This window comes from Pseudomonas sp. GW456-L13 (genome assembly GCF_017350115.1).
GTDB classification, from domain to species: Bacteria; Pseudomonadota; Gammaproteobacteria; order Pseudomonadales; family Pseudomonadaceae; genus Aquipseudomonas; species Aquipseudomonas jessenii.
In genome coordinates this window covers 2,124,885-2,151,518 of sequence record NZ_JACNAS010000002.1, presented here as the reverse complement: position 1 = coordinate 2,151,518, position 26,634 = coordinate 2,124,885, and the positions used below count along the sequence as shown (strand labels likewise).

Here is a 26,634-nt window from a genome sequence, read left to right as displayed (position 1 = left end):
TCCCCTGTGGGAGCGAGCTTGCTCGCGATGAGGCCTGTGCTGGCAACACAAGACTAAAGCTTGATCTCCACTTCCCCAAGATGCCCGCCATACGGCCCGAAACTCCTTTCGACCATATGCAGCGCCCCATCCGCCTGCACAATCAACGCCGTACTCGCCCGCGTTCCATAACTCTGGCTGGCAATGAACACGCTCGACAACAACGTTTCGGTGACCAGCCCCACTCCGGTATCCGGCAACTCGGCAAACGGCGCGGTCTGCGCATCGCTCAACAACGCCAGCAGCGCCTGAGGCTGCGGATCATCCAGCACCTCGCTCAATGCAGCCTTGGCCTTGAGCAGCTTCGGCCACGGCGTATCCAGCCCGGCGTTCGACACGCCGTAGACTCCCGGTTGCAGCATCACGGCTTCCGTCTCCCGGGCGTTGAAGTGCCAGAGCTCGTTCCTGTTGCCAACCAGTAGATTGAAACCGCCATATTCAGGCGAACGTCTGACAACGTCGGCCAAATAGTCATCAATCGAGCAATCGCCCTCGAGGAATCGCGCGACCAGCTCCCCACGAGACTTGCGTCCCGGTGGTCGAAGGGGATCGCGGATGTTGGTCAGCGCCGCAAATCGTCCGTTGGCACCGACACCGAGCCAGGTGCCACCGGCCTCGAGGTCGCGCCCGGCATGCACATGCGGGGCTTCGGGCCATGGCGCCAGGGGCAGGCTGGGGCGGGCGTAGAATTCATCGCGATTGGCCGCCACGACCAGCGGCTGGGCATGACCCGGTCGCCAGGCAAAAACAATCAGGCACATCAGGCTGTCCTTGTGTGTTTTTTGCTCACTCTACGCAGACATCGCTCATCGATCCATCGCCTTGCGCAGTGGAGCTTGAGGCCATGCATCCGTTACCATGCCGCTCCGGTTTTGGGGATGCGGGCGGGACGACATGGAATTTCTGCTCTATCTGGCGCTCGGCGCCTGTGCAGGTGTACTCGCCGGGCTGTTTGGCGTGGGCGGCGGGATCATCATCGTCCCGGTACTGGTGTTCAGCTTCAAGGCCCAAGGGTTCGATCCGTCGATCCTCACGCACCTGGCGGTGGGTACCTCCCTGGCGACGATCATCTTTACCTCGGTCAACGCGGTACGCGAGCATCATCGCCGTGGCGCCGTGCGTTGGCCGATCTTCATGTGGATGACCGTCGGCATTCTGGTCGGTGCCGGGTTTGGCGCGCTGACGGCCGAAGCGATTTCCGGCCCCAACCTGCAGAAGCTCATTGGTGTTTTCGCCCTGGTGATCGCCGCTCAGCTGGCGCTTGAGGTCAAACCCAAGGCCAGCCGAACCGTGCCGGGCAAACTCGGTCTGACCGTGGCCGGCAGCGTGATTGGCTGGGCTTCGGCGATTTTCGGCATTGGCGGCGGTTCGTTGACCGTGCCATTCCTGACCTGGCGCAGTGTGCCGATGCAGCAAGCCGTGGCCACTTCATCGGCCTGCGGTCTGCCGATTGCCCTGGCCAGTGCATTAAGTTTCATGATTCTGGGCTGGCACGATCCGTTGCTCCCGGCCCATAGTCTCGGTTTCATTTATTTGCCGGCGTTGCTGGGCGTTGCCCTGACCAGCATGGTGTTCGCCCGCTTGGGCGCGCGATTGGCCCACAGGTTGTCGCCGAGGTTGCTGAAACGGCTGTTTGCCGCTTTGCTGTTCTGCGTTGGCCTGAACTTTCTAGTCTGAAGCATCTGCTCTGACGGGCAGCGCAATCCTGGCTTAATCCTGAGGTGGCAGCGTCGCCCGGGAATTTTTAAGATTTGAACTCTAACGAGGAGTCGCAATGCTGCCTTACCCGCAGATCGACCCGGTGGCCCTGGCCATCGGTCCGCTGAAAATCCACTGGTACGGTCTGATGTACCTGATCGGCATCGGCGGCGCCTGGCTGCTGGCCTCCCGCCGGTTGAACCGCTTCGACCCGACCTGGACCAAGGAAAAACTCTCCGACATGGTGTTCTGGATGTCGATGGGGGTGATTGTCGGCGGGCGCTTGGGTTATGTGCTGTTCTACGATCTGGGCGCCTATCTGGCCAACCCGACGCTGATCTTCGAAGTGTGGAAGGGCGGTATGTCGTTCCACGGCGGTTTCATCGGCGTGATGCTGGCGGCATTGTGGTTCGGCAAGAAGAACAACAAGTCGTTCTTCCAGCTGATGGATTTCGTTGCGCCGATGGTGCCGATTGGCCTGGGCGCCGGGCGCATCGGCAACTTCATCAACGCCGAGTTGTGGGGCAAGGCAACCGACGTGCCGTGGGCGATGGTCTTTCCGACCGATCCGGCGCAACTGGCGCGTCATCCGTCGCAGCTGTACCAGTTCGCCCTCGAAGGCGTGGCACTGTTCCTGATCCTGTGGCTGTTCTCGCGCAAGCCGCGGCCGACTATGGCGGTATCGGGGATGTTCGCGCTGTTCTATGGCATCTTCCGTTTCATCGTCGAGTTCGTCCGCGTACCGGACGCCCAGTTGGGCTATCTGGCCTGGAACTGGCTGACCATGGGGCAGGTACTGTGCGTGCCGATGATCGTCGGCGGGCTGTTCCTGATCTGGCTGGCGTATCACCGCGCCCCGGCGACTCCAGCGGCAGCCGTATAAAATTCGAACCCCGCAGCGATGGTTGCGGGGTCAAGGACACAGGTAATTCATGAAGCAATATCTCGAACTGGTCGCCCACGTCATCAAGAACGGCACCAAACAGGCCAATCGTACCGGCGTGAACACCATCAGTTTTCCCGGTGCGATGCTGCGTTATGACTTGCAGGAAGGTTTCCCGGCGATCACCACGCGCAAAATGGCCTTCAAATCGGCTATCGGCGAAATGTGCGGATTCCTGCGTGGCGTAAATAACGCTGCCGAATTCCGCGCCCTGGGCTGCAAGGTCTGGGACCAGAACGCCAACGAAAACGCCCAGTGGCTGGCCAACCCGTTCCGTCAGGGCGAAGACGACCTCGGCGAAATCTACGGCGTGCAATGGCGCAAATGGCCGGCGTACAAGCAGATTCCGCTCAGCAACCCGGCTGCCATCGAGCAGACCCTGAGCCAGGGTTATCGCCAGATTGCCGAAGGCGAGGAAGACGGTCAGGCCTACGTGGTGCTGTACAAGGCCATCGACCAGGTTCGCCAGTGCGTCGATACCATCATCAAGGACCCGGGCAGCCGCCGCATCCTGTTCCACGGCTGGAACTGCGCCCAGCTCGATGAAATGGCCCTGCCGCCGTGCCACCTGCTGTACCAGTTCCACCCGAATGTCGAGACCAAAGAGATCTCTTTGACCCTCTACATCCGCTCCAACGACCTGGGCCTGGGCACGCCGTTCAACCTCACCGAAGGCGCTGCGCTGCTGAGCCTGATCGGTCGCCTGACCGGCTACACGCCGCGCTGGTTCACCTATTTCATCGGTGATGCCCACGTCTACGAAAACCACCTGGACATGCTCAACGAACAGCTCAAGCGCGAGCCGTTCCCGATGCCGAAACTGGTGATTTCCGACCGTGTGCCGGAGTTTGCCAAGACGGGTGTTTACCAGCCGGAATGGCTGGAGCTGGTGGAACCGGGCGATTTTTCGCTGGAAGGCTACGAACACCACGCGCCGATGACCGCGCCGATGGCGGTCTGACGCTTCACGCCATCCCCCTGTAGGAGCGAGCTAGCTCGCGATGGACTCAAGGACGACGCGTTTTTTCAGGCAATACGCGTCATCGTTCACGACCATCGCGAGCAAGCTCGCTCCTACAGGGGGGAGGTGTTGTTTTCAGTGGCCGTGACTACGGCCCACATGGGAATGCTCCACCTCCGTCGCCACCACCCCACCGCTCACTTCCAGCCGCTGCAAAATCCCGCATTGATCGATACTTGGCCCTTCGCCGCAGCGTTGGCGCAGGTCGAGCAGTTGCGTCTGCAAGGCCAGCAAGCCGTCGATCCGCGCCTTTACATGGTGGATGTGTTCGTCAATCAGCGCGTTGACGCTTTCGCACTGATCCTGCGGACTGTCGCGAAACGCCAGCAGGCTGCGGATTTCTTCGAGCGTCATGTCGAGGGTGCGACAGTTGCGGATGAAGGTCAGGCGCTCGGCGTGGGCCTGGGTATAGACGCGATAATTGCCATCACTGCGGGCCGGTTCCGGCAGAAGGTTCTCGCGCTCGTAGTAGCGGATCGTTTCCACGGCGCAGTCCGTGAGTTTCGCCAACTCTCCAATTTTCATGACGCCAATCTCCAAAACTCCAGAAAGGGTGCTTGACCCTATAGTGGCTACAGGGTCTTTACTTGGCAACAGGCACTCTTATGGACGCAACCAATGAGCGATTCCCTGCACTCCCACAAACCCGGGGCTGAGCACGAGCACAGCCACAAGCTCAAGCCCGTGCAAAAACATGGCCACGGCGGTCACGGCGACGCCTGCTGCTCATCTAAAGCGGCAGTGCCTGCGCTGGTAAAACTGAGCGAATCGCCGACGCCCGGAGCCCGACTGAGCAGTTTCCGCATCGAGGCAATGGACTGTCCAACTGAACAGACGCTGATTCAGAACAAGCTAAGCAAACTGACCGGCGTGCAGCAGCTTGAGTTCAATCTGATTAATCGGGTGCTCGGCGTAACCCACGATTTGCCCGGTATCGAGCCGATCGTCGAGGCCATCAAATCCTTGGGCATGCAGGCCGAGCCGATGGACCAGGGTGATGAAACCCCAGCGCCCGCGCCCCGGAAAAAGCCGTGGTGGCCCCTGGCACTGTCCGGTGTTGGTGCATTGCTGGCAGAAGTTATCCACTTCACCGGTTTCGCGCCGAACTGGGTGGTGGCGGTTATCGCGCTGGTCTCGATTCTCAGTGGTGGCCTCGGTACTTACAAAAAAGGCTGGATCGCCCTTAAAAACCGCAATCTGAACATCAACGCGCTGATGAGCATTGCCGTGACCGGCGCGGTGCTGATCGGCCAGTGGCCGGAAGCGGCGATGGTGATGTTCCTGTTCACCGTGGCCGAGTTGATCGAAGCCAGGTCCCTTGACCGAGCGCGCAATGCCATCAGCGGGTTGATGCAGATGACGCCGGACACGGCAACGGTGTTGCAGGCTGACGGGGTCTGGCTTGAGCAGGATGTCAAAAACATTGGGCTCGGCGCGCGGGTGCGGGTGCGCCCCGGCGAGCGTATCGGCCTGGACGGCGAAGTGCTGTCCGGTCGCTCGACCATCGATCAGGCGCCAATCACCGGTGAAAGCCTGCCGGTGGAAAAAACCGTCGGCGACAAAGTCTTCGCCGGCACCATCAATCAGGCCGGGTCCCTGGAGTACGAGGTGACCGCCGCGGCGGATAACTCGACCCTGGCCCGCATCATCCACGCCGTCGAACAGGCCCAGGGCGCGCGGGCGCCGACCCAGCGTTTCGTCGACAGTTTCTCGAAAATTTACACCCCGGCAGTGTTCGTCCTGGCCCTGGCCGTGGCGGTGATCCCGCCATTGTTCATGGGCGAGTTGTGGTTCGACTGGATCTACCGGGCGCTGGTGCTGCTGGTGGTGGCCTGCCCGTGTGCGCTGGTGATTTCCACGCCGGTGACCATCGTCAGCGGCCTCGCGGCGGCGGCGCGTAAAGGCATTCTGGTCAAGGGCGGCGTTTATCTGGAGGGCGGTTACAAGCTCGACTACCTGGCCCTGGACAAGACCGGCACCATCACCCACGGCAAACCGGTGCAGACCGATTACCTGTCGCTGGACCCGACCGCCGACGACTCGGCGCCCGCCATTGCCGCCGCGTTGGCCGGGCGCTCGGATCACCCGGTTTCCCTAGCCATCGCCAAGGCGGCTGTGGATAACCAGACCGCGACGCTGATTGTGGATAACTTCGAAGCGCTGGGCGGGCGCGGGGTGCGCGGCGAGATCAACGGCCAGCTCTACCATCTGGGCAATCATCGTCTTGTGGAGGATCTGGGCCTGTGTTCGCCAGCGCTGGAAGAAAAACTGTTTGCCCTGGAAAAGCAGGGCAAGTCGGTGGTGCTGCTGCTTGATTCGTCCGGCCCGTTGGCGCTGTTTGCCGTGGCGGACACGGTAAAAGAGTCCAGCCGCGAAGCGATCCGCCAACTGCATGTCCTGGGTATCAAAACCCTGATGCTCACGGGCGATAACATCCACACCGCGCAGGCCATTGCAGCACAAGTCGGCATCGACGAGGCCAAGGGCGATCTGTTGCCGGGGGACAAACTGCAGGCTATCGAAACTCTCTATGCTCAAGGGCATCGGGTCGGCATGGTTGGCGACGGCATCAATGATGCGCCTGCACTGGCGCGTTCCGAAATCGGCTTCGCCATGGCCGCTGCGGGCACCGATACCGCGATCGAAACCGCCGATGTCGCCCTGATGGACGACGATCTGCGCAAAGTTCCGGCATTCATTCGCCTGTCCCGGCAGACTTCGAGCATCCTCAAACAGAACATCGCCCTGGCTTTGGTCATCAAGGCGATCTTTCTTGGGGTAACCTTTGCCGGGATCGCTACCATGTGGATGGCAGTGTTCGCCGATATGGGCGTGAGTTTGCTGGTGGTGTTCAACGGTTTGCGCCTGCTGCGCAAGTAAAGGATGAGGGACGGTTGTGCTGAGTGCCGAGCTGAAGGCGTTTTACATGGTGGCCCGCCTGGGCAGCATTACCCAGGCTGCCAAAAAGCTCGGCCTGAGCCAACCGACGGTGACGACGCAGATCCGCAACCTCGAAAGTCAGTACTCGGTCGAGCTGTTCTATCGCGGCGGCCGGCGTCTCAGCGTCAGTGAGGAGGGCGCGCGGCTGCTGCCTATGGTCAAGGTGCTGATGCAACAGGAAGCCGACATCGAGTTTTTCCTGCGTAACTGCGGCCAGGTCCAGGGCGCGTTGCGTATTGCCGCCACGGCGCCGTACTACATCCTCGACCTGGTGAAAACGTTCCGCGAACGCCTGCCGCAGGTGGAGGTGTCGGTGGAAATCGGCAACTCCCAGCAAGTGCTCGAAGCATTGGAGGATTACCGTGTCGATGTCGCCGCCTCTTCGCAGTTACTGGAGGATGCGCGGTTGATTCGCCGGGTACTCGGCAGCGATCCGCTGGTGCTGGCGGTGCATCGCAATCATCCGCTGGCGGTTCACGATCACGTACCGCTCGGTGCCTTGGCCGGGCATACCCTGCTGATGCGTGAACCGGGCTCAACCACCCGTCGCCTGACCGAAGAGTTGCTGGCCAGTGCCGGGGTGTGTTTCGGCCCGCTACTGGAGATCGGTAGCCGCGAATCGATCCGCGAAGCGGTGCTGCGCAACATCGGTATCAGCATCATTGCCCGTCAGGAAGTGCCCCATGATCCGCAATTGCGGGTGCTGACCATCGAGAATGCGCCGCAGATTCCCGAATACCTGTACTGCCTCAAGGAGCGCAAAAACGCGCGGCTGCCGGCGGCGTTTCTTGGGTTGGCGCAGGAAATGTCGCCGGCCTGAATTCTGTGGTGCCTGTACCGACCTCATCGCGAGCAAGCTCGCGATGAGGCCAGTTCAGGCAACACAAGACTTAAACCAAAATCCTCGAATACCACTATCGGCAGTTTTTGCCTTACTGCCACATGACGGACTCATTACAACTCTAGGATGGCCCCCATCTGCTCGATGAGGTCCGTCCATGAACAACTCGATCGCAACTGCCCTGACCAACCCCGGCGCACCGATGAAAGTGCGCGGTGTACAGAAGCGTTTTGGCGCCTTCACCGCGCTGGATAACGTGTCCCTCGACGTAGCGGCCGGTGAGCTGGTGTGTCTGCTGGGGCCGTCGGGCTGTGGCAAGACCACCTTGCTGCGCTGCATCGCCGGTCTGGAGAAGCAGGACAGCGGCGAGTTGTACCTGGGCGATCGCGACGTTTCCCACCTGGCGCCCCAGGCGCGGGACTACGGCATTCTGTTCCAGTCCTACGCGTTGTTTCCCAATCTCACCGTCGAAGCGAACATTGCCTACGGCCTCGCCGGCAGCGGTCGTGACGAAGTGCGCCGTCGAGTCGGCCAGATGCTGGAACTGGTCGGCCTGGGCGGCAGCGAGAAAAAGTATCCCGGCCAGTTGTCCGGCGGCCAGCAGCAGCGGGTTGCACTGGCTCGCGCCCTGGCCCCGGCACCTTCGCTATTGCTGCTGGACGAACCGATGTCGGCCCTCGATGCCCGGGTGCGCGAGCATCTGTGTACCGAACTGCGCCAACTGCAACGCAACCTCGGCATCACTACCCTGATGGTCACCCATAATCAGGACGAGGCCATGCTGATGGCCGACCGTATCGCCGTGATGAACAACGGCAAGGTCGAGCAGTACGCCACGCCGCAGGAAATCTACAACCGCCCGGCCACGCCATTCGTGGCGGAGTTCGTCGGCCAGGGTAACTGGCTACCCTTCCAGCGCAACAGCGACAGCCACGCCCAGGTCGGCGGGATGAACATGCGTCTGGCCGAAGGCAGCGCCAAGTCCGCGTCGGGCCGTTTGTTCTGCCGACCGGAAGCGATCAACGTCAACCCGCTGGTGCACGAGGAAAACCTTTTCCCGGCCAAGGTTCGTGAAATCACCTTCCTCGGCAATCGCTGCCGCATGAGCTTCGAGCTCGATCAGTTGCCGGGGCACCCGCTGTTGGCGGAGTTGGCGCCAGAAGCCATGCCGCGCCTTGGTGCCCAGCAGATCATGGTCGCCTTGCCGCCGCGTAGCCTGCAGGTGTTTGCCTGATGAGCGCGAACATCGCGCTGCCGCTGCCGCACAAGCAGGTTCGGCAGACCACCCGCGCCGAGATCGGTGACCGGTTGTTCGTGGTCGGCGGCAAAGTCCTCATGCTGGTGTTGTTGGGCGTTGCCGTATTGATGCCGTTGCTGGCGATCTTCTGGCGCGGTTTCAGCGCCGAGGCCGGGCAGGGCGGTGGCTGGGTCGCAGCGAAAGAGCTGGTGACCAGCGAGAACTTCCACTGGTTGCTCGGTAACAGCCTGAAGGTTTCCCTCAGTGTCGCGGCCATTGTCGTACCGCTGGCCTACCTGTTTGCCTACGCGCTGCAACGAACCTTGATTCCCGCCAAAGGCATTTGGCGAGGCATTTCCCTGCTGCCATTGATGGCGCCGTCGATGTTGCCCGGCATCGCGCTGGTTTATCTGTTCGGCAACCAGGGCATGCTGCGTGGCCTGCTCTCGGACAACATCTACGGCTTCTGGGGCATTGTGCTTGGCGAAGTCATCTACACCTTCCCGCACGCCTTGATGATTCTTCTGTCGGCCCTGTCCCTGGCCGATGCGCGACTGTTCGATGCCGCCTCCAGCATGGGCGCGAGTCCTGCAAAAGCCTTCCGCAGCATCACCTGGCCGGCGACCCGTCAGGCCGTGTTTGCCGCATTCTGTCTGGTGTTCACCCTGACCATCACTGACTTCGGCGTACCAGTGGTTGTCGGTGGCGACTATCAAGTGTTGGCGCTGGAGGCCTACAAGGCGGTGGTCGGCCAGCAACAGTTCGGTCGTGGCGCGTTGATCGGCATGGTGTTGCTGCTACCGGCGCTGTTCAGCTTCGGGGTCGATGCCTGGTTGCGTCGGCGTCACGGTGATTCCATGAGCGGTCGTGCCCAGGTGTTCAAACCCGCGCCGTCGAAGCTGCGCGACAGCTGCTACCTGGCCATCGTCCTGCTGATCTGCGCCGCGTTGCTGCTGGTGTTCGGCATGGCGGTGTTCTCGTCCCTGGTGAAGTTCTGGCCGTACAACCTGTCGCTGTCGCTCAACCATTATCAGTTCAACGAAACCGCCGGCGGTGGCTGGCTGGCCTATGGCAACAGCCTGAAGATGGCCTTGGGCACGGCGTTGATCGGCAGCCTGCTGATCTTCACCGGCGCCTACCTGATGGAAAAAACCAAGGGTCAGCGCGGCCTGAACTTGACCCTGCGCATGCTCAGTTTCGTGCCGATGGCGGTGCCAGGCCTGGTGCTTGGGTTGGGCTACGTCTTCTTCTTCAACCTCACCGGCAACCCGCTGCATGTGCTCTACGGGACCATGACACTGTTGATTGTTTGCACCATTGCTCACTATTTGACCACCGCACAAATGACCGCCACTACCGCGCTGCGTCAACTCGATGCCGAGTTCGAAGCCGCCGCGCTGTCGCTCAAGGCGCCGCTGTACCGCCACTACCTGCGCGTCACCGTGCCGATCTGCCTGCCGGCGCTACTGGACATCGTGCGCTACCTGTTCGTCTCGGCCATGACCACCGTTTCGGCGGCGATCTTCCTCTACAGCCCCGACACCATCCTCGCGGCAGTGGCGGTGCTGAACATGGATGACGCCGGCAACGTCGGCGGTGCGGCGGCGATGTCGACTCTGATCCTGATTACCTCGGCGGGCGTGTCCCTGCTGCTGGCCTGGGCCTCGCGCGGTTTGCTGCGCCGCTCCCAGGCCTGGCGGCAGACGACACCCGGTCATTGAATCTGCACAACCCCTCAACTCAAAAACAGGAAAAGATCATGTTCAAGCCTATGGCCCTGGCCGCTGCTGTCCTCACCGCTTTCAGCCTGAACGCCTTTGCGGCGAAAACCGAGTTGACGGTGTACACCGCTCTCGAAGCCGAACAACTGAAGACCTACAAGCAAGCGTTCGAAAAGGCCAACCCGGACGTCGAAATCAAATGGGTGCGTGATTCCACCGGCATCATCACCGCCAAACTGCTGGCCGAAAAAGCCCGTCCGCAGGCTGACGCCGTGTGGGGCCTGGCCGCTTCGAGCCTGGCGATTCTCGATCAGCAAGGCATGCTGCAAAGCTACGCACCGAAAGACCTGGGCAAGATCGGCGCCAACTACCGCGACGCGGCCAACCCACCAGCCTGGGTCGGCATGGACGTGTGGGCCGCGACCATTTGCTTCAACACCGTCGAAGCCGAAAAGCAGGGCCTGACCAAGCCCGTGAGCTGGCAGGACCTGACCAAGCCTGAGTACAAAGGCAAGATCGTCATGCCAAACCCGGCCTCGTCCGGCACCGGTTTCCTCGACGTCAGCGCCTGGCTGCAGACCTTCGGCGAGAAGCAGGGCTGGGCCTACATGGATGGCCTGCACCAGAACATCGGCCAGTACGTTCACTCCGGTTCCAAGCCTTGCAAACTGGCGGCTGCTGGTGAATTCCCGATCGGTATTTCCTTCGAGTACCCGGCTGTTCAACTGAAACGCCAGGGCGCACCGCTGGACATCATCCTGCCGAAGGAAGGCCTGGGCTGGGAGATCGAAGCGACTGCCGTGATCAAGGGCACTGCCCACGAAGAGGCGGCGAAGAAACTGGCTGACTTCTCGGCCAGCCCTGAGGCGATGGAGCTCTACAAGGAAAACTTCGCCGTGCTCGCCCAGCCTGGCATCGCCAAGCCACAGACCGAACTGCCGGCCGACTACGAACAGCGCCTGATCAAGAACGACTTCGCCTGGGCCTCGAAGAACCGCGACGAGATCCTGACCGAGTGGCGCAAGCGCTATGACGGCAAGTCCGAGAAAGTGGCGGCCAAATAAGATCTTTATCGGCTGAAAGGGCCTCATCGCGAGCAAGCTCGCTCCCACAGGAGTACGCATTCCAATGTGGGAGCGGGCTTGCTCGCGAAAGCGGTTTCAAATTCAGGACAAGACCCCATGACACAACACAACGACATGCTGATCGTCGGCGCCGGCATCCTGGGCTTGTCCCACGCGTATGCCGCCGCCAAGCGCGGTCTCAAGGTCACGGTTTTCGAGCGCAGCGAAACGCCCCTCGGCGCTTCGGTGCGCAACTTCGGCCAGGCACTGGTCACCGGCCAGCCGCCGGGGCCGATGCTGGAACTGGCCCGCGCCAGTCGCGGAATCTGGGGTGATTGGGCCCAGCTCGCCGGCCTGCAACTCAAGCGCAATGGCTCGTACCTGTTCGCCCGCACCGAGGCGGAAGAACAGCTGCTGCAAGCCTTTTGCGATGGCCGCGCGGTGGAGCACGGTTACCGTGTCGACCTGTTGCGCGGTGCCGCATTGCGCGATTTGTACGACGGTCAGTTCCGCCATCATCGCGCGGCGTTGCATGGCATGGACGATCAGCAGTTGTATTCCCGCGAAGCGATTCCGGCGTTGATCGATTTCCTGCGCCGCGACCTGGGGGTCAAGTTTCACTTTTCTACCCAGGTGCGCGATATCGAGCCGGGTCGCCTGCACAGCACCGCCGGCAGCTTCAGTGCCGAGCAGATCATTGTCTGCTCCGGCCACGATTATCAGACGTTACTGGCCGAACAGATCGCTGAGCTCGAGCCGCAAATCTGCCGCCTGCAAATGCTCCGCGCCCGACCGCAAATCCACCTCAACCTGCAACACGCGTTGCTCACCGGTTTGAGTTGCGTGCACTACGACGCCTTCGCCGACTTGCCGGAGGCCGCGGCGGTGCAGGCAGACATTCTGCGGCACACGCCGCACCTGCACGAAAACGGCATCCACCTGCTGATCAGCCCGACGCCCTATGGCGAGTTGATCATTGGCGATTCGCACCATTACGGCAGCGATCCGTCGCCCTTCAATGCCGAGCAGGTCGATGACTGGATGATCGAGCTGGCCGAGCAAACTCTGGGCTGCAAGGTGCAGGTGGTCGAACGCTGGCAGGGGGTCTATGGTTCACGGGGGCCGGGACCGTTTTCGTTCCTGCGCCCGGCAAAAGGCCTGAGCGTGGCGTTGATGCACACCGGTGTCGGCATGAGCGTCGGGCCGGCGATGGCTGAACGAAACATCGCAGCTGTGTTGGGGGAAATCTGATGGGGCGCAATGAACAAGTCGTCGCCGAAGTATTCAGTCTGTACGAGCGTTTTGGCGACAGCGATTACATCGGTGAACCGGTTTCGCAGATCGAGCACATGTCCCAGGCGGCGGAACTGGCCATGGCCGAAGGCTTCGACGATGAAGTGGTGCTGGCGGCGTTCTTTCATGACATCGGGCATATCTGTGGCGAAAGCGCGGAGAACATGGGCGGCTTCGGCGTTGTCAGCCATGAGCGTCTGGGCGCGGATTATCTGCGCCGTGCCGGCTTCAGCGAGCGTATGGCTCGGCTGGTCGAATACCACGTGCAGGCCAAGCGTTACCTGACGCTCAAGGAGGCGGGATACTACGAGCGCTTGAGTGAAGCCAGTCGCCGAACCCTGGAATATCAGGGCGGGGTGATGACGGTTGAAGAGGCTGAGATCTTTGAAAAGGATCCGCTGTGCGCGGTCAGTTTGCGCATGCGACAGTGGGATGAGTTGGCCAAGGAGATGAACGTGCCGCTTCTCGATCTCGATATTCTGAAGCGCAAGGCTTTAGGCCTTTTGCCCAAGGCGGCTTGAACGACAAGTGTTGCTGAAACCCCCTACAAGATGAAGAGACTATTCGCGCAGAACGTTTCAGCGGGACGGGATAGCTTGATCGACCCTATATTGATTTGAGCTATCCACATGCGTTATTTGAAAGTCACTGCCCAGGACCGAAGCGCGAACGGCAGGGCTGACACCGTGCTCCTGCATTTCTTCGAAGAGACTAACGGTGCCGAAGATCTGCTCGTTCACAAGGCATATGCACTGGATATCACTGCCGATGGCAAAGTTGATTTTCAGATTGGCGATGTGAACAACGACGGTAAGGAAAACACCAAGGACGAACGGTTACTCAAATCGTTTGCAGACGCGTTCCTGCGGCTCAAGTGGTTCAATCGTGGAAATACCTGGGACCGTTATCTCAAGATATTTACAGAGGACTTTGCCAAGGACGACTCGCCAGACACCGTACGTCTGCACTTTCATGAGGGTGTCGGCAAACCGTCAGATCAAAGCATCGTTTACACGGCCTCTGCCTACGACACCAATAACGACGGCAAGCTGGATTGGGTGATCAATTACGATATGGATAACGATGGCGATCAGGATGCAGTGGACCAACAGCTTGCCTCGGTGCTAAGCGCCACGTATCTGAAGTTCAACTGGCGCTGATCAACCGTATCAAAGCTGCTGCGCCAACACCTCAACCTGCTCTTGGCGCTCCGCCTGATTCAACTTCGGATGCGCATTGAGCGACGACCACTGCGGATGCGCCCGCGCCTTGTTCAGGGCCTCGGGCAGTTTGCCTTCGCGCCAGGTTTTATCCTGTGGCGTGGCCACCTGAATACTGTCCATCGCCGCGTGCCCACGGGCATTGAGCGCTTGCAGCAATTGTCGCTGGCGCAACGCCAACAGGCGCAGCACGTTGTCATCCACCGTCAGTTCGCGCTGGCCCTTGATCTTGCCGAGCAAGCGGCTGCCATAACTGCGGGCGGTTTGCAGCGCGCCGCCGGCAATCGCTCCGGCTAATGCCGCCGCGCCTAGCGTGATGCCGCCCACCAGCAAATCGACCCCGGCCCCGGCAGCGGCACCTGCGGCGATACCGCCACCGACCCGAACGCCCAGTTGTTTCAGGGTTTCCGGGTTGAACAAATCGTCGCCCCAACGACCGTCGAGCAGCGGCAAATCACTGGCCGCGGCATCCTGTGGGCGGAAGGCGTACAGCTTGAGCAGGGACTCGACGCAACGCTGCTCACGCTGGCGCACGGCTTTGCGCAGTTCGCTGATCGCCTGTTGTTCCTGCTCGGCTTCACTGACCACACTGCGTCGGCAGGCTGCGCAATCGATCAATAATTCGGCAATCAATCGCTCTGCGCTTTGTTGGCGAGCCAGACGCTGGGCTTGCTGATCGGCGATCAGTCGTTCGAGCTGCGGCCGGGCAGTTTCCAGCAGCAGGGCGAGACTTTCATAGAGTCGACGCTCGCCATCCTCCGGCGGCGCGACGCTGTCGAAGCGCACCAAGGCATGCAAGCCCAGCCGCGCCAGCGCTTCACGCCATGCCGGTTCGCGGTGGTTGGCGCTGCTGACGAAATTCAGCACCGGCAGCAAGGGCTTGCCGCAACCGGCCAGCACTTCCAGCTCGTCGCGATACTTGGCGAGCACCGGCTCTCGGGCGTCGATCACGTAGAGCCCGGCGTCCGACGCCAGCAACTGGCGGAGCACTTTGGCCTCCTGTTCGAAGCGTTGCCGGGCTTCGCTGCCATCCAGGAAACGCGCCAGCCGCGCCGGGCCGTCGAGGCGTTCGCCAGGCCGCTCCAGGCGTTCGAGGTAGTCGAGCAGGGCGATGGCGTCTTCCAGGCCGGGAGTGTCGTAGAGATCGAGCAGCGGCTCGCCGTCCACCGAAAGACGGGCGCCTTCGACGTGCCGTGTAGTGCTGGGACGATGGGACACTTCACCGAAGCCGACGTCGCGGGTCAGGGTGCGCAGCAGTGAGGTTTTGCCGACGTTGGTGTGGCCGACCACGGCGAGTTTCAGGGGATTAGTCATGACCCGTCTCCAGCCAGTTCATCGGTGCACAATCGGCAAACGGCAGCTCAAGCTGTTGCAGCGCCACGTGCCAGTCGCCCAGACGTTCCGCGTCCAGTGCTTCACCGGGGGGCGCCTGCAACAACCACACGCGGGTGGCGCTGGCGCTGCGGGCCAGTTCGGCAATCAGGGCCAGGCTGCCGCGATCCGGCGAGCGCCGTGGATCGCACGCAATGGCCAGGCGTGCCGGGGGAAAGCGGGTCAATTGTTCGAGGAGTTTGTGTCGCGATTCGCGGCTGTCGAGGATGCCAGCGTTGCTCACGTTTTTCGGCAATTGCGGTGGCCACGGGCGGTCGTCGTCCAGCTCGATGGCGACCAATAGAGCACCATCACTTTGTTGTTCGCTGACGCCGCTTTCCACGCGATGCAGTTGCTCAGGCGCCGCATCGCTGATGCCGAGACGCTCGCTGGTGGGCATCAAGCGTTCGCGAAGCTGTGCGTAGCCGGGCAGGCTCAAATCCAGGCGGAGCGCCGTTTGCCCGGATTTCCAGCGCCACAGGCAAAACAGTGCGAGCAGCAGGCGCGGCAAAATCCCATAGACCAGCAGAACGCCAACCAGCCATGCTGCCCAGGCCTGGCGGGCGCTTTCGATACTCAGTGCGGCGTCGCCGCTGGCACGGATCATCTGCTCGGTGGGAACACTGAAACCGAGCAGGGCCGGCAGGGCGCCAAGCGCCTGGGTTACGGCAATAAAGGTGTCGGCACTGAGGATGGTGGTTTCCCAGACGAAGCCGTAACGCCGGGTTGCCATCAGTGTCAGCAGAATGACCAAGGCGCTGATCATCGCCAGCAACCACAGGCCGTTGACCAATACGCCGATGGCCCAGCGATTGAGCTTCTGCCGTTGCAACAACAGGAGCAGGGCGGGGGCCAGTTGCGCGGCCTTGGCGTCCCGGGCGAGTTTTTCACTTAGCCACAGCCATAGTCGCCCGAGGCTGGCGCCGTGTTCTCCGGCAAACGCCAGGCCCAGGGCCCAACTCAGCAGCAGGATCAGGTTGAGCCCGAGCAGGCTGCCCAAGGCCCAGAACACATTCACCGGGTGCAGGCCATCGCCCATTGCGGCAAAGGCCAGGCCGGCGCCGCTGATCACCGCCAGCACCGCCATTACGATCAGCGCCAGTCGTGCGCCTTGCAGCCAGTGTTTGAGGGCCGTAACCAAGCCATCACGTTCAGCCAGCCACAGGGCCCGGCGTTGAATGCGCGACGGCAAATCACCGCCGACGCTGCGGGCCAGCCGGTTGGCTTCAAGGTCTTCCAAGGGGCCTGCGTGTTCTTCGCGCAGTCGGATGGTTTCTGTCAGCCAGAGGGTATTGAGTTCAGTCACGCGGCATCCCGTCGCTTAATTGAGCTGTGAGCATAACCGCTGTGACGCTTATCGGCGAAAGCGAGGCTCTGGTATCCTCGCCGACATGACTAAATCACTCCCCCTCAGCCTGATCGCAGCCCTCGGTGAAAACCGTGTGATCGGCGTCGACAACAGCATGCCCTGGCACTTGCCGGGGGACTTCAAATATTTCAAGGCCACCACCCTCGGCAAGCCGATCATCATGGGGCGCAAGACTTGGGATTCCCTCGGCCGCCCGTTGCCGGGCCGCTTGAACATCGTGGTCAGCCGTCAGGCGGATCTGCAGCTCGAAGGCGCGGAGGTTTATCCGTCGCTGGAAGCCGCCGTTGTCCGCGCCGAAGCATGGGCGAAGGAACAGGGCGTTGATGAGTTGATGCTGATTGGCGGTGCGCAGTTGTACGCGCAAGGCTTGGCACAGGCTGATCGGTTGTACCTGACTCGCGTGGCGCTGAGCCCGGAAGGGGATGCGTGGTTTCCGGAGTTTGATTTGGGCCAGTGGAAGCTGGTTTCCAACACCGAAAATCCGGCGGTGGATGACAAGCCGGCCTACAACTTCGAAGTCTGGGAAAAGGTTTAAAAGCATCGTCGGATCGCCGCCCGGAGCAAGCTCGCTCCCACAGTGTTTTGAGGTGAATCACAAATTGTGTGAACACCACAGATCCCTGTGGGAGCGAGCTTGCTCGCGATAGCGGTCTAACTGACGCTACTCAAGCCTGCGCCAACGCCGAATGCTCATCCGCATCCAGCAATTCTTTATCAGTCTGCTGCATCACCTGACTGGTAATCGCCCCAGCCGTGATCGAACCACTCACATTCAACGCCGTACGCCCCATATCAATCAACGGCTCGACCGAAATCAGCAACGCCACCAGTGACACCGGCAAGCCCATCGCCGGCAGCACGATCAGCGCCGCAAACGTCGCACCGCCACCCACTCCGGCCACACCGGCCGAGCTCAGCGTGACAATCGCCACCAGCGTCGCGATCCACAATGGGTCCAGCGGGTTGATGCCTACAGTCGGCGCCACCATCACCGCCAACATCGCCGGGTACAGACCGGCACAACCGTTCTGGCCGATGGTCGCGCCGAACGAAGCGGCGAAACTGGCGATGGACTGCGGGATGCCCAAACGACTGGTCTGCGCCTCGATGCTCAACGGAATCGTCGCAGCGCTGGAGCGGCTGGTGAAGGCAAACGTCAGCACCGGCCAGATCTTGCGGAAGAAGCGTAGCGGATTGATCCCGGCGGCCGACACCAGCACGCCATGCACCACAAACATCAGGCCAAGGCCGATGTAAGACACCACGACGAAACTGCCGAGCTTGATGATGTCTTGCAGGTTGGAGCCGGCGACCACTTTGGTCATCAGCGCCAGCACGCCGTACGGGGTCAGCTTCATCACCAGACGCACCAGGCGCATCACCCAGGCTTGCAGGGTGTCGATGGCGTTGATCACTTTCTGACCTTTCTCGGCATCATCCTTGAGCAGTTGTAGCGCCGCGACACCCAGGAACGCAGCGAAAATCACCACACTGATGATCGACGTCGGCTTGGCTCGCGCCAGATCGGCGAACGGGTTTTGCGGAATGAACGACAGCAACAGCTGCGGCACATTCAGGTCGGCGACCTTGCCGGCGTAATCGGTCTGGATGGTTTGCAGACGCGCCATTTCCTGGGTGCCGGCCACCAGGCCTTCGGCGGTCAGGCCGAACAGGTTGGTCAGGCCGATGCCGATCAACGCCGCGATGGCCGTGGTGAACAGCAGCGTGCCGATGGTCAGGAAGCTGATCTTGCCCAGCGATGAGGCGTTGTGCAGGCGGGCCACGGCGCTGAGGATCGAGGCGAACACCAGCGGGATCACGATCATTTGCAGCAATTGCACATAACCGTTGCCCACCAGATCGAACCAGCCGATCGAGGCTTTCAGCACCGGATTACCGGCACCGTAGACAGTGTGCAAGGTCACACCGAATGCCACGCCCAGCACCAGTGCGAGCAGGACTTTTTTCGCCAGGCTCCAAGTGGTGTGGCGGGTTTGCGCCAGGCCCAGGAGCAGGGCGAGGAACACCAGCAGATTGAGAATCAGCGGCAGATTCATTGGAACTCCCATTAGACTTTTGCCAGCTGCCTTCCGGGGCAGCTGCGAACCGGCAAGCCTAACAGCTTGAAAACTAATGAATTAATATCAAAAACGCATGGTGTCCGTCGTTTTTGGAATAAGTGGGTGTCGCTGTCAGAAATGCAACTGGCGCGAAATGGACACAGGCAGTCGCTGACAGACGAGGACTGTCACACTTATTTGTTAGCGTCGATCTCTTTCACATTCAGGGAGAAACGCCGATGAAGTTCGCACCGAAATTACTGGCTGCAGCACTTTGCCTGGGCCTTGCCGGCCAGGTTTTCGCAACGGATCTGAAACACTGGCCAGCCGATCAGGCCAAGGCACTGGACGCGATGATCGCGGCCAACGCCAACAAAGGTAACTACGCGGTGTTCGACATGGACAACACCAGTTACCGCTATGACCTGGAAGAGTCGCTGCTGCCGTTCATGGAGAACAAGGGCCTGATCACCCGCGACAAGCTCGATCCCTCCCTGAAACTGATGCCGTTCAAGGACACCGCCGACCACAAGGAAAGCCTGTTCAGCTACTACTACCGCCTCTGTGAACTCGACGACATGGTTTGCTATCCATGGGTCGCCCAGGTGTTCTCCGGCTTTACGCTCAAGGAGCTCAAGGGCTACGTCGACGAGATGATGGCGTCCGGCAAACCAGTGCCGGCCACTTATTACGAAGGCGATGTGGTCAAGAAGCTCGACGTCAACCCGCCGAAAATCTTCACTGGCCAGCAAGAGCTGTACAACAAACTGATGGAGAACGGCATCGAGGTCTACGTGATGACCGCCGCCTCCGAAGAGCTGGTGCGCATGGTCGCGGCCGATCCGAAGTACGGCTACAACGTAAAACCGCAGAACGTGATCGGCGTGTCGTTGCTGCTCAAGGATCAGAAGACGGGCGAGCTGACCACTGCGCGCAAGCAGATCACCGCCGGCAAGTATGACGAGAAGGCCAACCTCGGCCTCGAACTGACCCCGTACCTGTGGACCCCGGCAACCTGGATGGCCGGCAAGCACGCGGCGATCCTGACCTACATCGACGAGTGGAAAAAACCGGTGCTGGTCGGCGGCGATACCCCGACCAGTGATGGTTACATGTTGTTCCACAGTGTTGACGTGGCCAAGGGCGGCATCCACCTGTGGGTCAACCGCAAGGACAAGTACATGACCCAGATTAACGGCATGATGGCCAAGAATGCCGCGGCCCAGGCCAAGGAAGGGATGACGGTGACTGCCGACAAGAACTGGGTGATCGTCAAGCCTGAAGAAATCCAGTAATTGTAGGAGCGAGCTTGCTCGCGATGGTCGTTAACGATGACGCGTGCTGTCTGATTTGGCGCGGTGTCCTTGCGTTCATCGCGAGCAAGCTCGCTCCTACAGTTTGATCGGTGTTGTTCCCCAATCCAGTGTTCAGCGCAGATCCATTGTGGGAGCGAGCTTGCTCGCGATGAGGCCAGTCGGTGCAATGAAAGCCTCTGTTTGATCGCCATCTCCTGACAGTCGCAACCTACGCTTTCTTGCGTAAGGGACTACGACTACGCCAGAATCCGCCGGCTTGTGCGCCTTACTCCCGGACTCTACCGTCTACCTGTCGCTGAACATCAGTGATCGGGTTTGGTAGCCTGGCTGTGTAGGGTGCAAAGCATCATGATTTGCAGACGTTCTTGCGTCTCTGCTTTTTATGGTGGTCATGCACAGGGCGCTTTCGGGCGCGCCGGTTTCCTTACACCCCGGTCTACCAACCTGCGCATGGCCGCCACCTTCGTTTGGTAGCGAGGGTGATGGCTCCTTGTCTTATGGTGTAAGGAGTTTTATCAATGCTGAAAATTACCCCCGATCCTCCCGAATCAAACAACCTCTCCGCCCACATCAACGCCACCCCGCGCAAACCCAGCCGAACATTCCTGATCGCGCCCGGCCTCGACACCGAAACCCTGTTGGCCCACGCCTGCGAATCACTCGCCTCGGCCAATGTCATGGCCAACGATTTCGCCGGCCTGCTGGAAGGCTCCCAACGCAGCACGATGCTGGGGATTGCGCAGGTCATCATGCTGGGCGAACTGGCGGTGAATCAGGCTCTCGATAATCTCGATCCGCAGGAATAGTTCTGCCCTTGTAGGAGCGAGCCTGCTCGCGATGGTCGTTAACGATAACGTTGGAAACCTGACACCCAGCGGCGTTCTCCAATCCATCGCGAGCAGGCTCGCTCCTACAGGTGAAAGGTGACCGGCAGAAACAAAAATGCCCCGCACTTGGCGGGGCATTTTTTGTCCGACGGTTAAGCCTTACAGCCCGTCAAGCATCGCCTTGTTGCGCACCGCACCTTTGTCGGCGCTGGTGGCCAGCAGGGCGTAGGCTTTCAGCGCGGTGGTCACTTTACGTGGACGCACTTCCACCGGTTTCCAGCCTTTCTTGTCCTGCTCCACTCGGCGTGCGGCCAGTTCTTCGTCGCTGACCAACAGGTTGATCGAGCGGTTCGGAATGTCGATCAGCACTTTGTCGCCGTCCTGCACCAGGCCGATTGCGCCACCAGCAGCTGCTTCAGGCGAAGCGTGGCCGATGGACAGGCCCGAGGTGCCGCCGGAGAAACGGCCGTCGGTGAGCAGGGCGCAGGCTTTGCCCAGGCCTTTGGATTTCAGGTACGAAGTCGGGTAGAGCATTTCCTGCATGCCCGGGCCGCCTTTCGGGCCTTCGTAGCGAATGATGACGATGTCGCCTTCTTTCACTTCATCGGCGAGGATGCCGCGTACGGCGCTGTCCTGGCTTTCGAAGATCTTAGCGTTGCCTTCGAACACGTGGATCGATTCGTCGACGCCAGCGGTTTTCACCACGCAGCCATCCAGAGCGATGTTGCCGTAGAGCACGGCCAGGCCGCCTTCTTGCGAGTAAGCGTGCTCGACACTGCGGATGCAGCCGTTTTCACGGTCGTCGTCCAGGGTTTCCCAGCGGGTCGACTGGCTGAATGCGGTTTGCGTCGGGATGCCCGCAGGACCGGCCTTGAAGAAGTGATGCACGGCTTCGTCGTTGGTCTGGGTGATGTCCCACTTGGCGATGGCTTCTTCCATGCTGCGGCTGTGCACGGTCGGTAGCTGGGTGTGCAGCAAGCCACCACGGGCCAGCGAACCGAGGATGCTGAAGATCCCGCCGGCACGGTGCACGTCTTCCATGTGGTACTTCTGGATGTTCGGCGCGACCTTGCACAGTTGCGGCACGTTGCGAGAAAGACGGTCGATGTCGCGCAGGTCGAAATCGATCTCGGCTTCCTGGGCGGCGGCCAGCAGGTGCAGGATGGTGTTGGTGGAACCGCCCATGGCGATGTCCAGGGTCATGGCGTTTTCGAACGCCTGGAAGTTGGCGATGTTGCGCGGCAGTACCGACTGGTCGTTCTCGCCGTAGTAACGCTTGCACAGCTCGACGATGGTGCGGCCGGCCTGCAGGAACAGCTGCTCACGGTCGCTGTGGGTGGCCAGGGTCGAACCGTTGCCCGGCAATGCCAGACCCAGCGCTTCGACCAGGCAGTTCATCGAGTTGGCGGTGAACATGCCGGAGCACGAACCGCAGGTCGGGCAGGCGCTACGCTCGTACTCGGCGACTTTCTCGTCAGAAGCGCTGGAGTCGGCGGCGATCACCATGGCGTCGACCAGGTCGAGGCCGTGGGAGGCGAGTTTGGTCTTGCCGGCTTCCATCGGGCCGCCGGAGACGAAGATCACCGGGATGTTCAGGCGCAGGGACGCCATCAGCATGCCAGGGGTGATCTTGTCGCAGTTGGAGATGCACACGATGGCGTCGGCGCAGTGGGCGTTGACCATGTACTCGACGGAGTCGGCGATGATCTCGCGGCTCGGCAGCGAATACAGCATGCCGTCGTGGCCCATGGCGATGCCGTCGTCCACGGCGATGGTGTTGAATTCTTTTGCCACACCGCCAGCGCGTTCGATCTCGCGGGCGACCAGTTGGCCCAGGTCCTTGAGGTGGACGTGGCCCGGTACGAACTGGGTGAAGGAGTTGGCAATGGCGATGATCGGCTTCTTGAAGTCGTCATCTTTCATCCCCGTGGCGCGCCACAGTGCGCGGGCGCCGGCCATGTTGCGGCCGTGGGTGGATGTTTTCGAGCGGTAATCAGGCATGAAGCACTCCGGGCGGCTAATCAGGTATCAAAAGGGAAGTGAGCTTCTATTGACGTCTGGAACACTCAGAAATGGCCGCGTGTCCGGAAGTTGCCGATAACTTTGCGGGATCGCCGCGCGCTTCAGCTTGAGCTCATAAACCCGCCGGGGATGACTGGCGATGAATGTTCGCGATTCTACACGGCTGGCGGCTGGAGGGAATGGCTGCAAGCATTCACAAGACGTTCGGCGACCACCCCTGTAGGAGCGAGCTTGCTCGCGACGAACCCGAGAACACTGCGGGGTGCCAGGCTACCCGCGTCATCGTTGACCACCATCGCGAGCGAGCTCGCTCCTACAGGGATTAGCGTTGTGCATCAGAGCCGCATGGCATCCCACAGCGGGTAGTCTCCAACCCGAGTCACGAGCCCGGTCCGCAAAGGGTTGGCGATGATGTATCGGGCGGCTGATTTCAGGTCTTCCTCGCGACGCAGGGCCCGGTCGAAGTAACCCTTTTGCCATAGCGTTTCGTGGCGACCTCTTTGCTGGTTGATGGCGCGAGCACTTCTTGATTTGGCCGCTTGCATCAGTTTCGGCAAATCACCGTTGTGCAATTCAACCAGCCAATGAAAGTGATCCGGCATGACAACCCAGGCTATTGAGGTGGCATTGCCGGCTTCATGAGCTCTTCTGAATTCGCTCACTACCAAGCGTCCAACGTACAAATCATTGAAGATCGGTTGCCGTTCATGGGTGACTGCTGTCAGGAGATAGATGCGACCGGATTCCGAGCGGCGGCCTGTGCGTAAGCGATGGGCTTTCGGGGTGTTGGACATTCCGTTGTCCTCTTCTGTGGTTAGAAGGGAAACGGTAGGCGTGGGGTGGGAGGTTGTCGCTTCGACAGTGGATCTGGATGTGTCGTGCACCCTGTAGGAGCGAGCTCGCTCGCGATGAACCCGAGAACACCACGGGGTGCCAGGTATCCCGCGTTATCGTTGACGACCATCACGAGCAACCAAGCGTCGACAGGCTGCTCCTGCAGTCAGTGCCCTATCCTGGCATTCGTCAGCAACCCCAAAAGGCTGAAGGCGATGAAGCTAACCGCGATGGTCATCAGCAAATTGTCCCCGGTTTGTGCGAGCGCAGCGCTGCTGAGCGCGGCGGTGATGAACATAATGCTATTGCCCGCAGAGGCTGCCGTTCCAGCGCTGTTTGAGAACAGCAACATCGCTGCGGAAATAGCGGCAGGTCGCACCAGGGTGACTGCCAGGGCACTGATCAGCATCGGTATAAGCAGGGTGATAGTTGTCATCGCTTCATAACGGACGATCAATGCTAACAACACACCGGCGACACCCAGCAATCCAAGCCCGGTGTTGATTTGCAGCGTGAGGGAGATATGTTTCTGCACGGCGCTGGCAACTATCCCGCCAAGGAAATAGGCCAACCCATACACCATAAGCACCAGCGCGTACTGGTATTCGGATAACTTGAACTCATCCATGAAAATCAGCGGCGTTACGCTGATCAACGCGAAATAACAAGCAAACACTAATGCGGCAATCCACCAGTAGCGAATGAAGTCTCGATTTCCAGCAATGGATTTCAGCGTGCGTAGCACGGAAACGGATGTTCTTTGATGGCTGACTGCTTTGGAGGGCAGTATTACTTGGGCATGGATGAACATGCCGAGCGCCATGAGTGCAAAACCATAAAAGCTTCCCTGCCAATCGAACGTGGTTTGCAACCATGATCCCAATAGCGGCGACAGTGCAACAAAGGAGCCGCTCAGTGTCATGTAGTAAATTCGCACTCGGGCCCGATCCTGTTCTTCGAACAAGTCTTCCACCAGTGCATGACCCAGCACAAAGAAACCACACCCGATTGCCTGGATGGCGCGAAATAGCAGGAAGCCCGGATAGTCCGTAGCCAGCACGCACCCTATCGAGCCGAGCGTAGAAACAACGATGCAACCAAGAAGAACTTCCTTACGCCCCCACTTATCTGAGAGCGGGCCGGTTATTAATTGAGAAATTGCAAAAACCAGCGTGAACAGGCTGGTGGATAGGGCGATTTCTGCGGTTGAAGTGTTGAATTCCTCGGCCAAGGCAGGAAAAGAAGGCAGGAGGATATTCAGCGGGAAAAAACTGATTAACGAAATATTGGTAATGAGGATAAAGCGGGAGGCCCGTTGGCGTTTCAGGTCGCCACTTAGAGCTGGGTAAGAGGACTCAGACATTGTTTTTGTTTTCCGGAGTGATCAAGCGGTCATGCTTGAAACCAGAAACCGATACTAGTCTGGGACGCAGGGAATACAATCAAAAGCGTTGTAGGGAGTTTCCCGTTTTGATGCGGGATTATCCCGAAGGAAATAACCCCGTAGGAGCGAGCTTGCTCGCGATGAACCTGAGAACGCCGCGGGGCATCAGGTTCCCCGCGTTATCGTTGACGACCATCGCGAGCAAGCTCGCTCCTACAGTGGTCTGGGTTGTTAGCTGTTTGGCAACAACCGGCAGGTAATGCTCTTGATGTAGCGGGTTTCCGGGATGGCCGGATGCACCGGATGGTCCGGACCCTGGCCGCCGCGCTCTAGCATCTGGATATTGCGGTCCAGGTGACGGGCGCTGGTCAGCAGGATGTTCTGCAGGTCGTCTTCCGGCAGGTGCATCGAGCAGGATGCGCTGACCAGGATGCCGTCCTTGGTCAGCAGGCGCATGGCTTGCTCGTTCAGGCGGCGGTAGGCGCCTTCGCCGTTCTTCATGTCTTTCTTGCGTTTGATGAACGCCGGCGGGTCGGCCACGATCACGTCGAAGCGTTCTTCGCTGGCTTTCAGCTCTTTGAGGGCTTCGAACACGTCGCCTTCGATGCAGGTCATTTTCTCGGCGAAACCGTTCAGCGCGGCGTTGCGCTCGACGCCGTCGAGGGCGAAGGCCGATGCGTCGACGCAGAACACTTCACTGGCGCCGAATGCGGCAGCCTGCACGCCCCAACCGCCGATGTAGCTGTAGAGGTCCAGTACGCGCTTGCCCTTGGCATAAGGCGCCAGGCGTGCGCGGTTCATGCGGTGGTCGTAGAACCAGCCGGTTTTTTGACCCTGGATGACCGGGGCTTCGAACTTCACGCCGTTCTCTTCGAGGGCAACCCACTCCGGCACCAGGCCGAACACGGTTTCGACGTAGCGGTTGAGGCCTTCGGCATCACGGGCAGCGGAGTCGTTCTTGAACAGAATGCCGCTTGGCTTGAGCACTTGGGTCAGCGCCGCGATCACGTCGTCTTTATGGGCTTCCATGGTCGCCGATGCGATCTGCACCACCAGGATGTCGCCGAAACGGTCGACCACCAGGCCTGGCAGCAGGTCGGAATCGCCGTAGACCAGGCGATAGAACGGCTTGTCGAACAGGCGCTCGCGCAGGGACAGGGCCACGTTCAGGCGGTGCACCAGCAGCGATTTGTCCAGCGGCAGCTTGATGTCGCGCGACAGCAAACGGGCGCAGATCAGGTTGTTCGGGCTCATGGCGACGATGCCCAGCGGCTTGCCGCCGGCGGCTTCGAGGATCGCCTGGTCGCCGGCCTTGAAACCGTGCAAAGGCGTAGCGGCTACATCGATTTCGTTGCTGTAGACCCACAAGTGACCGTTGCGCAGACGACGGTCGGCGTTGGCTTTGAGGCGCAGGCTAGGCAGGGACATGTCGTC

23 protein-coding genes are annotated in these 26,634 nt (G+C 60.5%); 14 read left to right on the top strand and 9 right to left on the bottom strand.

Going from position 1 to position 26,634, the window contains the following annotated elements; translation table 11 throughout:
• Positions 1 to 53: 53 nt before the first annotated feature.
• Positions 54 to 800, bottom strand: a complete 747-nt coding sequence (locus J4D25_RS23990) for an NRDE family protein (RefSeq protein WP_057712871.1) — start codon at positions 798 to 800, stop codon at positions 54 to 56.
• A gap of 133 nt (positions 801 to 933) precedes the next feature.
• Between J4D25_RS23990 and J4D25_RS23985 the strand changes: the two genes are divergently transcribed.
• The 3 genes from J4D25_RS23985 (at position 934) to J4D25_RS23975 (ending at position 3,641) form a co-directional block, all read left to right on the top strand.
• Complete coding sequence (locus J4D25_RS23985) at positions 934 to 1,716, top strand: sulfite exporter TauE/SafE family protein (RefSeq protein WP_057712872.1); 783 nt, start codon at positions 934 to 936, stop codon at positions 1,714 to 1,716.
• Between the two features lie 97 nt (positions 1,717 to 1,813).
• Entirely contained in the window at positions 1,814 to 2,620 is an 807-nt protein-coding gene (lgt, locus tag J4D25_RS23980; protein ID WP_057712873.1) for a prolipoprotein diacylglyceryl transferase, read from the top strand.
• A gap of 49 nt (positions 2,621 to 2,669) precedes the next feature.
• Entirely contained in the window at positions 2,670 to 3,641 is a 972-nt protein-coding gene (locus tag J4D25_RS23975; RefSeq protein ID WP_057712874.1) for a thymidylate synthase, read from the top strand.
• 135 nt (positions 3,642 to 3,776) lie between these two features.
• Here the strand turns inward: J4D25_RS23975 and cadR are convergent, their stop codons facing one another.
• Complete coding sequence (gene cadR / locus J4D25_RS23970; RefSeq protein WP_057712875.1) at positions 3,777 to 4,226, bottom strand: Cd(II)/Pb(II)-responsive transcriptional regulator; 450 nt, start codon at positions 4,224 to 4,226, stop codon at positions 3,777 to 3,779.
• Positions 4,227 to 4,319: 93 nt separating this feature from the next.
• Between cadR and J4D25_RS23965 the strand changes: the two genes are divergently transcribed.
• From J4D25_RS23965 to J4D25_RS23930, 8 genes are all read left to right on the top strand, one after another.
• Positions 4,320 to 6,581, top strand: a complete 2,262-nt coding sequence (locus tag J4D25_RS23965) for a heavy metal translocating P-type ATPase (protein ID WP_057712876.1) — start codon at positions 4,320 to 4,322, stop codon at positions 6,579 to 6,581.
• A 16-nt stretch (positions 6,582 to 6,597) separates the two neighbouring features.
• On the top strand, positions 6,598 to 7,461 hold the full coding sequence (locus J4D25_RS23960) for a LysR family transcriptional regulator (protein ID WP_057712877.1): 864 nt from the start codon (positions 6,598 to 6,600) through the stop codon (positions 7,459 to 7,461).
• A 178-nt stretch (positions 7,462 to 7,639) separates the two neighbouring features.
• Positions 7,640 to 8,716 (top strand): putative 2-aminoethylphosphonate ABC transporter ATP-binding protein, encoded by a 1,077-nt coding sequence (locus J4D25_RS23955; protein ID WP_057712878.1) that lies wholly within the window; start codon positions 7,640 to 7,642, stop codon positions 8,714 to 8,716.
• Complete coding sequence (locus J4D25_RS23950) at positions 8,716 to 10,440, top strand: putative 2-aminoethylphosphonate ABC transporter permease subunit (protein WP_057712879.1); 1,725 nt, start codon at positions 8,716 to 8,718, stop codon at positions 10,438 to 10,440. Before J4D25_RS23955 ends, J4D25_RS23950 begins: the two co-directional genes overlap by 1 nt.
• A 38-nt stretch (positions 10,441 to 10,478) precedes the next feature.
• Positions 10,479 to 11,504, top strand: coding sequence for a putative 2-aminoethylphosphonate ABC transporter substrate-binding protein (locus J4D25_RS23945; RefSeq protein WP_057712880.1), 1,026 nt, complete (start codon positions 10,479 to 10,481; stop codon positions 11,502 to 11,504).
• Between the two features lie 117 nt (positions 11,505 to 11,621).
• Positions 11,622 to 12,755 (top strand): TIGR03364 family FAD-dependent oxidoreductase, encoded by a 1,134-nt coding sequence (locus J4D25_RS23940; protein ID WP_057712881.1) that lies wholly within the window; start codon positions 11,622 to 11,624, stop codon positions 12,753 to 12,755.
• Positions 12,755 to 13,318: a phosphonate degradation HD-domain oxygenase gene (locus tag J4D25_RS23935; protein ID WP_057712882.1), complete on the top strand. Its 564-nt coding sequence runs from the start codon at positions 12,755 to 12,757 to the stop codon at positions 13,316 to 13,318. The genes J4D25_RS23940 and J4D25_RS23935 overlap by 1 nt, the downstream gene beginning before the upstream one ends.
• Before the next feature lie 108 nt (positions 13,319 to 13,426).
• Positions 13,427 to 13,957 carry a hypothetical protein gene (locus tag J4D25_RS23930; protein ID WP_057712883.1) on the top strand — a complete coding sequence of 177 codons (531 nt, stop codon included), beginning with the start codon at positions 13,427 to 13,429 and terminating at the stop codon, positions 13,955 to 13,957.
• Between the two features lie 9 nt (positions 13,958 to 13,966).
• Here J4D25_RS23930 and J4D25_RS23925 read toward each other — a convergent pair whose 3' ends face one another.
• Positions 13,967 to 15,331: a GTPase/DUF3482 domain-containing protein gene (locus tag J4D25_RS23925; RefSeq protein ID WP_057712884.1), complete on the bottom strand. Its 1,365-nt coding sequence runs from the start codon at positions 15,329 to 15,331 to the stop codon at positions 13,967 to 13,969.
• The gene (locus tag J4D25_RS23920) at positions 15,324 to 16,694 is read right to left on the bottom strand and encodes a DUF2868 domain-containing protein (RefSeq protein WP_057712885.1); all 1,371 of its coding nucleotides are present in this window, start codon (positions 16,692 to 16,694) and stop codon (positions 15,324 to 15,326) included. Before J4D25_RS23920 ends, J4D25_RS23925 begins: the two co-directional genes overlap by 8 nt.
• Positions 16,695 to 16,779: 85 nt before the next feature.
• Between J4D25_RS23920 and J4D25_RS23915 the strand changes: the two genes are divergently transcribed.
• Entirely contained in the window at positions 16,780 to 17,292 is a 513-nt protein-coding gene (locus J4D25_RS23915; protein ID WP_057712886.1) for a dihydrofolate reductase, read from the top strand.
• A gap of 130 nt (positions 17,293 to 17,422) precedes the next feature.
• Here J4D25_RS23915 and J4D25_RS23910 read toward each other — a convergent pair whose 3' ends face one another.
• Positions 17,423 to 18,814: an L-cystine transporter gene (locus tag J4D25_RS23910; RefSeq protein WP_057712887.1), complete on the bottom strand. Its 1,392-nt coding sequence runs from the start codon at positions 18,812 to 18,814 to the stop codon at positions 17,423 to 17,425.
• A 242-nt stretch (positions 18,815 to 19,056) separates the two neighbouring features.
• Here J4D25_RS23910 and J4D25_RS23905 point away from each other — a divergent pair, with 242 nt between their 5' ends.
• Entirely contained in the window at positions 19,057 to 20,112 is a 1,056-nt protein-coding gene (locus J4D25_RS23905; RefSeq protein WP_057712888.1) for a phosphorylcholine phosphatase, read from the top strand.
• 539 nt (positions 20,113 to 20,651) lie between these two features.
• Positions 20,652 to 20,939, top strand: coding sequence for a DUF6124 family protein (locus J4D25_RS23900; RefSeq protein ID WP_057712889.1), 288 nt, complete (start codon positions 20,652 to 20,654; stop codon positions 20,937 to 20,939).
• A gap of 180 nt (positions 20,940 to 21,119) precedes the next feature.
• On the opposite strand, the gene ilvD is transcribed toward J4D25_RS23900, so the two are convergent.
• The 4 genes from ilvD to J4D25_RS23880 all read right to left on the bottom strand — a co-directional run bounded on the left by ilvD (position 21,120) and on the right by J4D25_RS23880 (position 26,628).
• The gene (gene ilvD, locus J4D25_RS23895; RefSeq protein ID WP_057712890.1) at positions 21,120 to 22,961 is read right to left on the bottom strand and encodes a dihydroxy-acid dehydratase; all 1,842 of its coding nucleotides are present in this window, start codon (positions 22,959 to 22,961) and stop codon (positions 21,120 to 21,122) included.
• 356 nt (positions 22,962 to 23,317) lie between these two features.
• Positions 23,318 to 23,776 (bottom strand): transposase, encoded by a 459-nt coding sequence (locus J4D25_RS23890; protein WP_057712892.1) that lies wholly within the window; start codon positions 23,774 to 23,776, stop codon positions 23,318 to 23,320.
• A gap of 206 nt (positions 23,777 to 23,982) precedes the next feature.
• Positions 23,983 to 25,179, bottom strand: a complete 1,197-nt coding sequence (locus tag J4D25_RS23885) for an MFS transporter (protein WP_057712893.1) — start codon at positions 25,177 to 25,179, stop codon at positions 23,983 to 23,985.
• Positions 25,180 to 25,431: 252 nt separating this feature from the next.
• Positions 25,432 to 26,628 (bottom strand): class I SAM-dependent rRNA methyltransferase, encoded by a 1,197-nt coding sequence (locus J4D25_RS23880; protein ID WP_057712894.1) that lies wholly within the window; start codon positions 26,626 to 26,628, stop codon positions 25,432 to 25,434.
• Positions 26,629 to 26,634 lie beyond the last annotated feature (6 nt).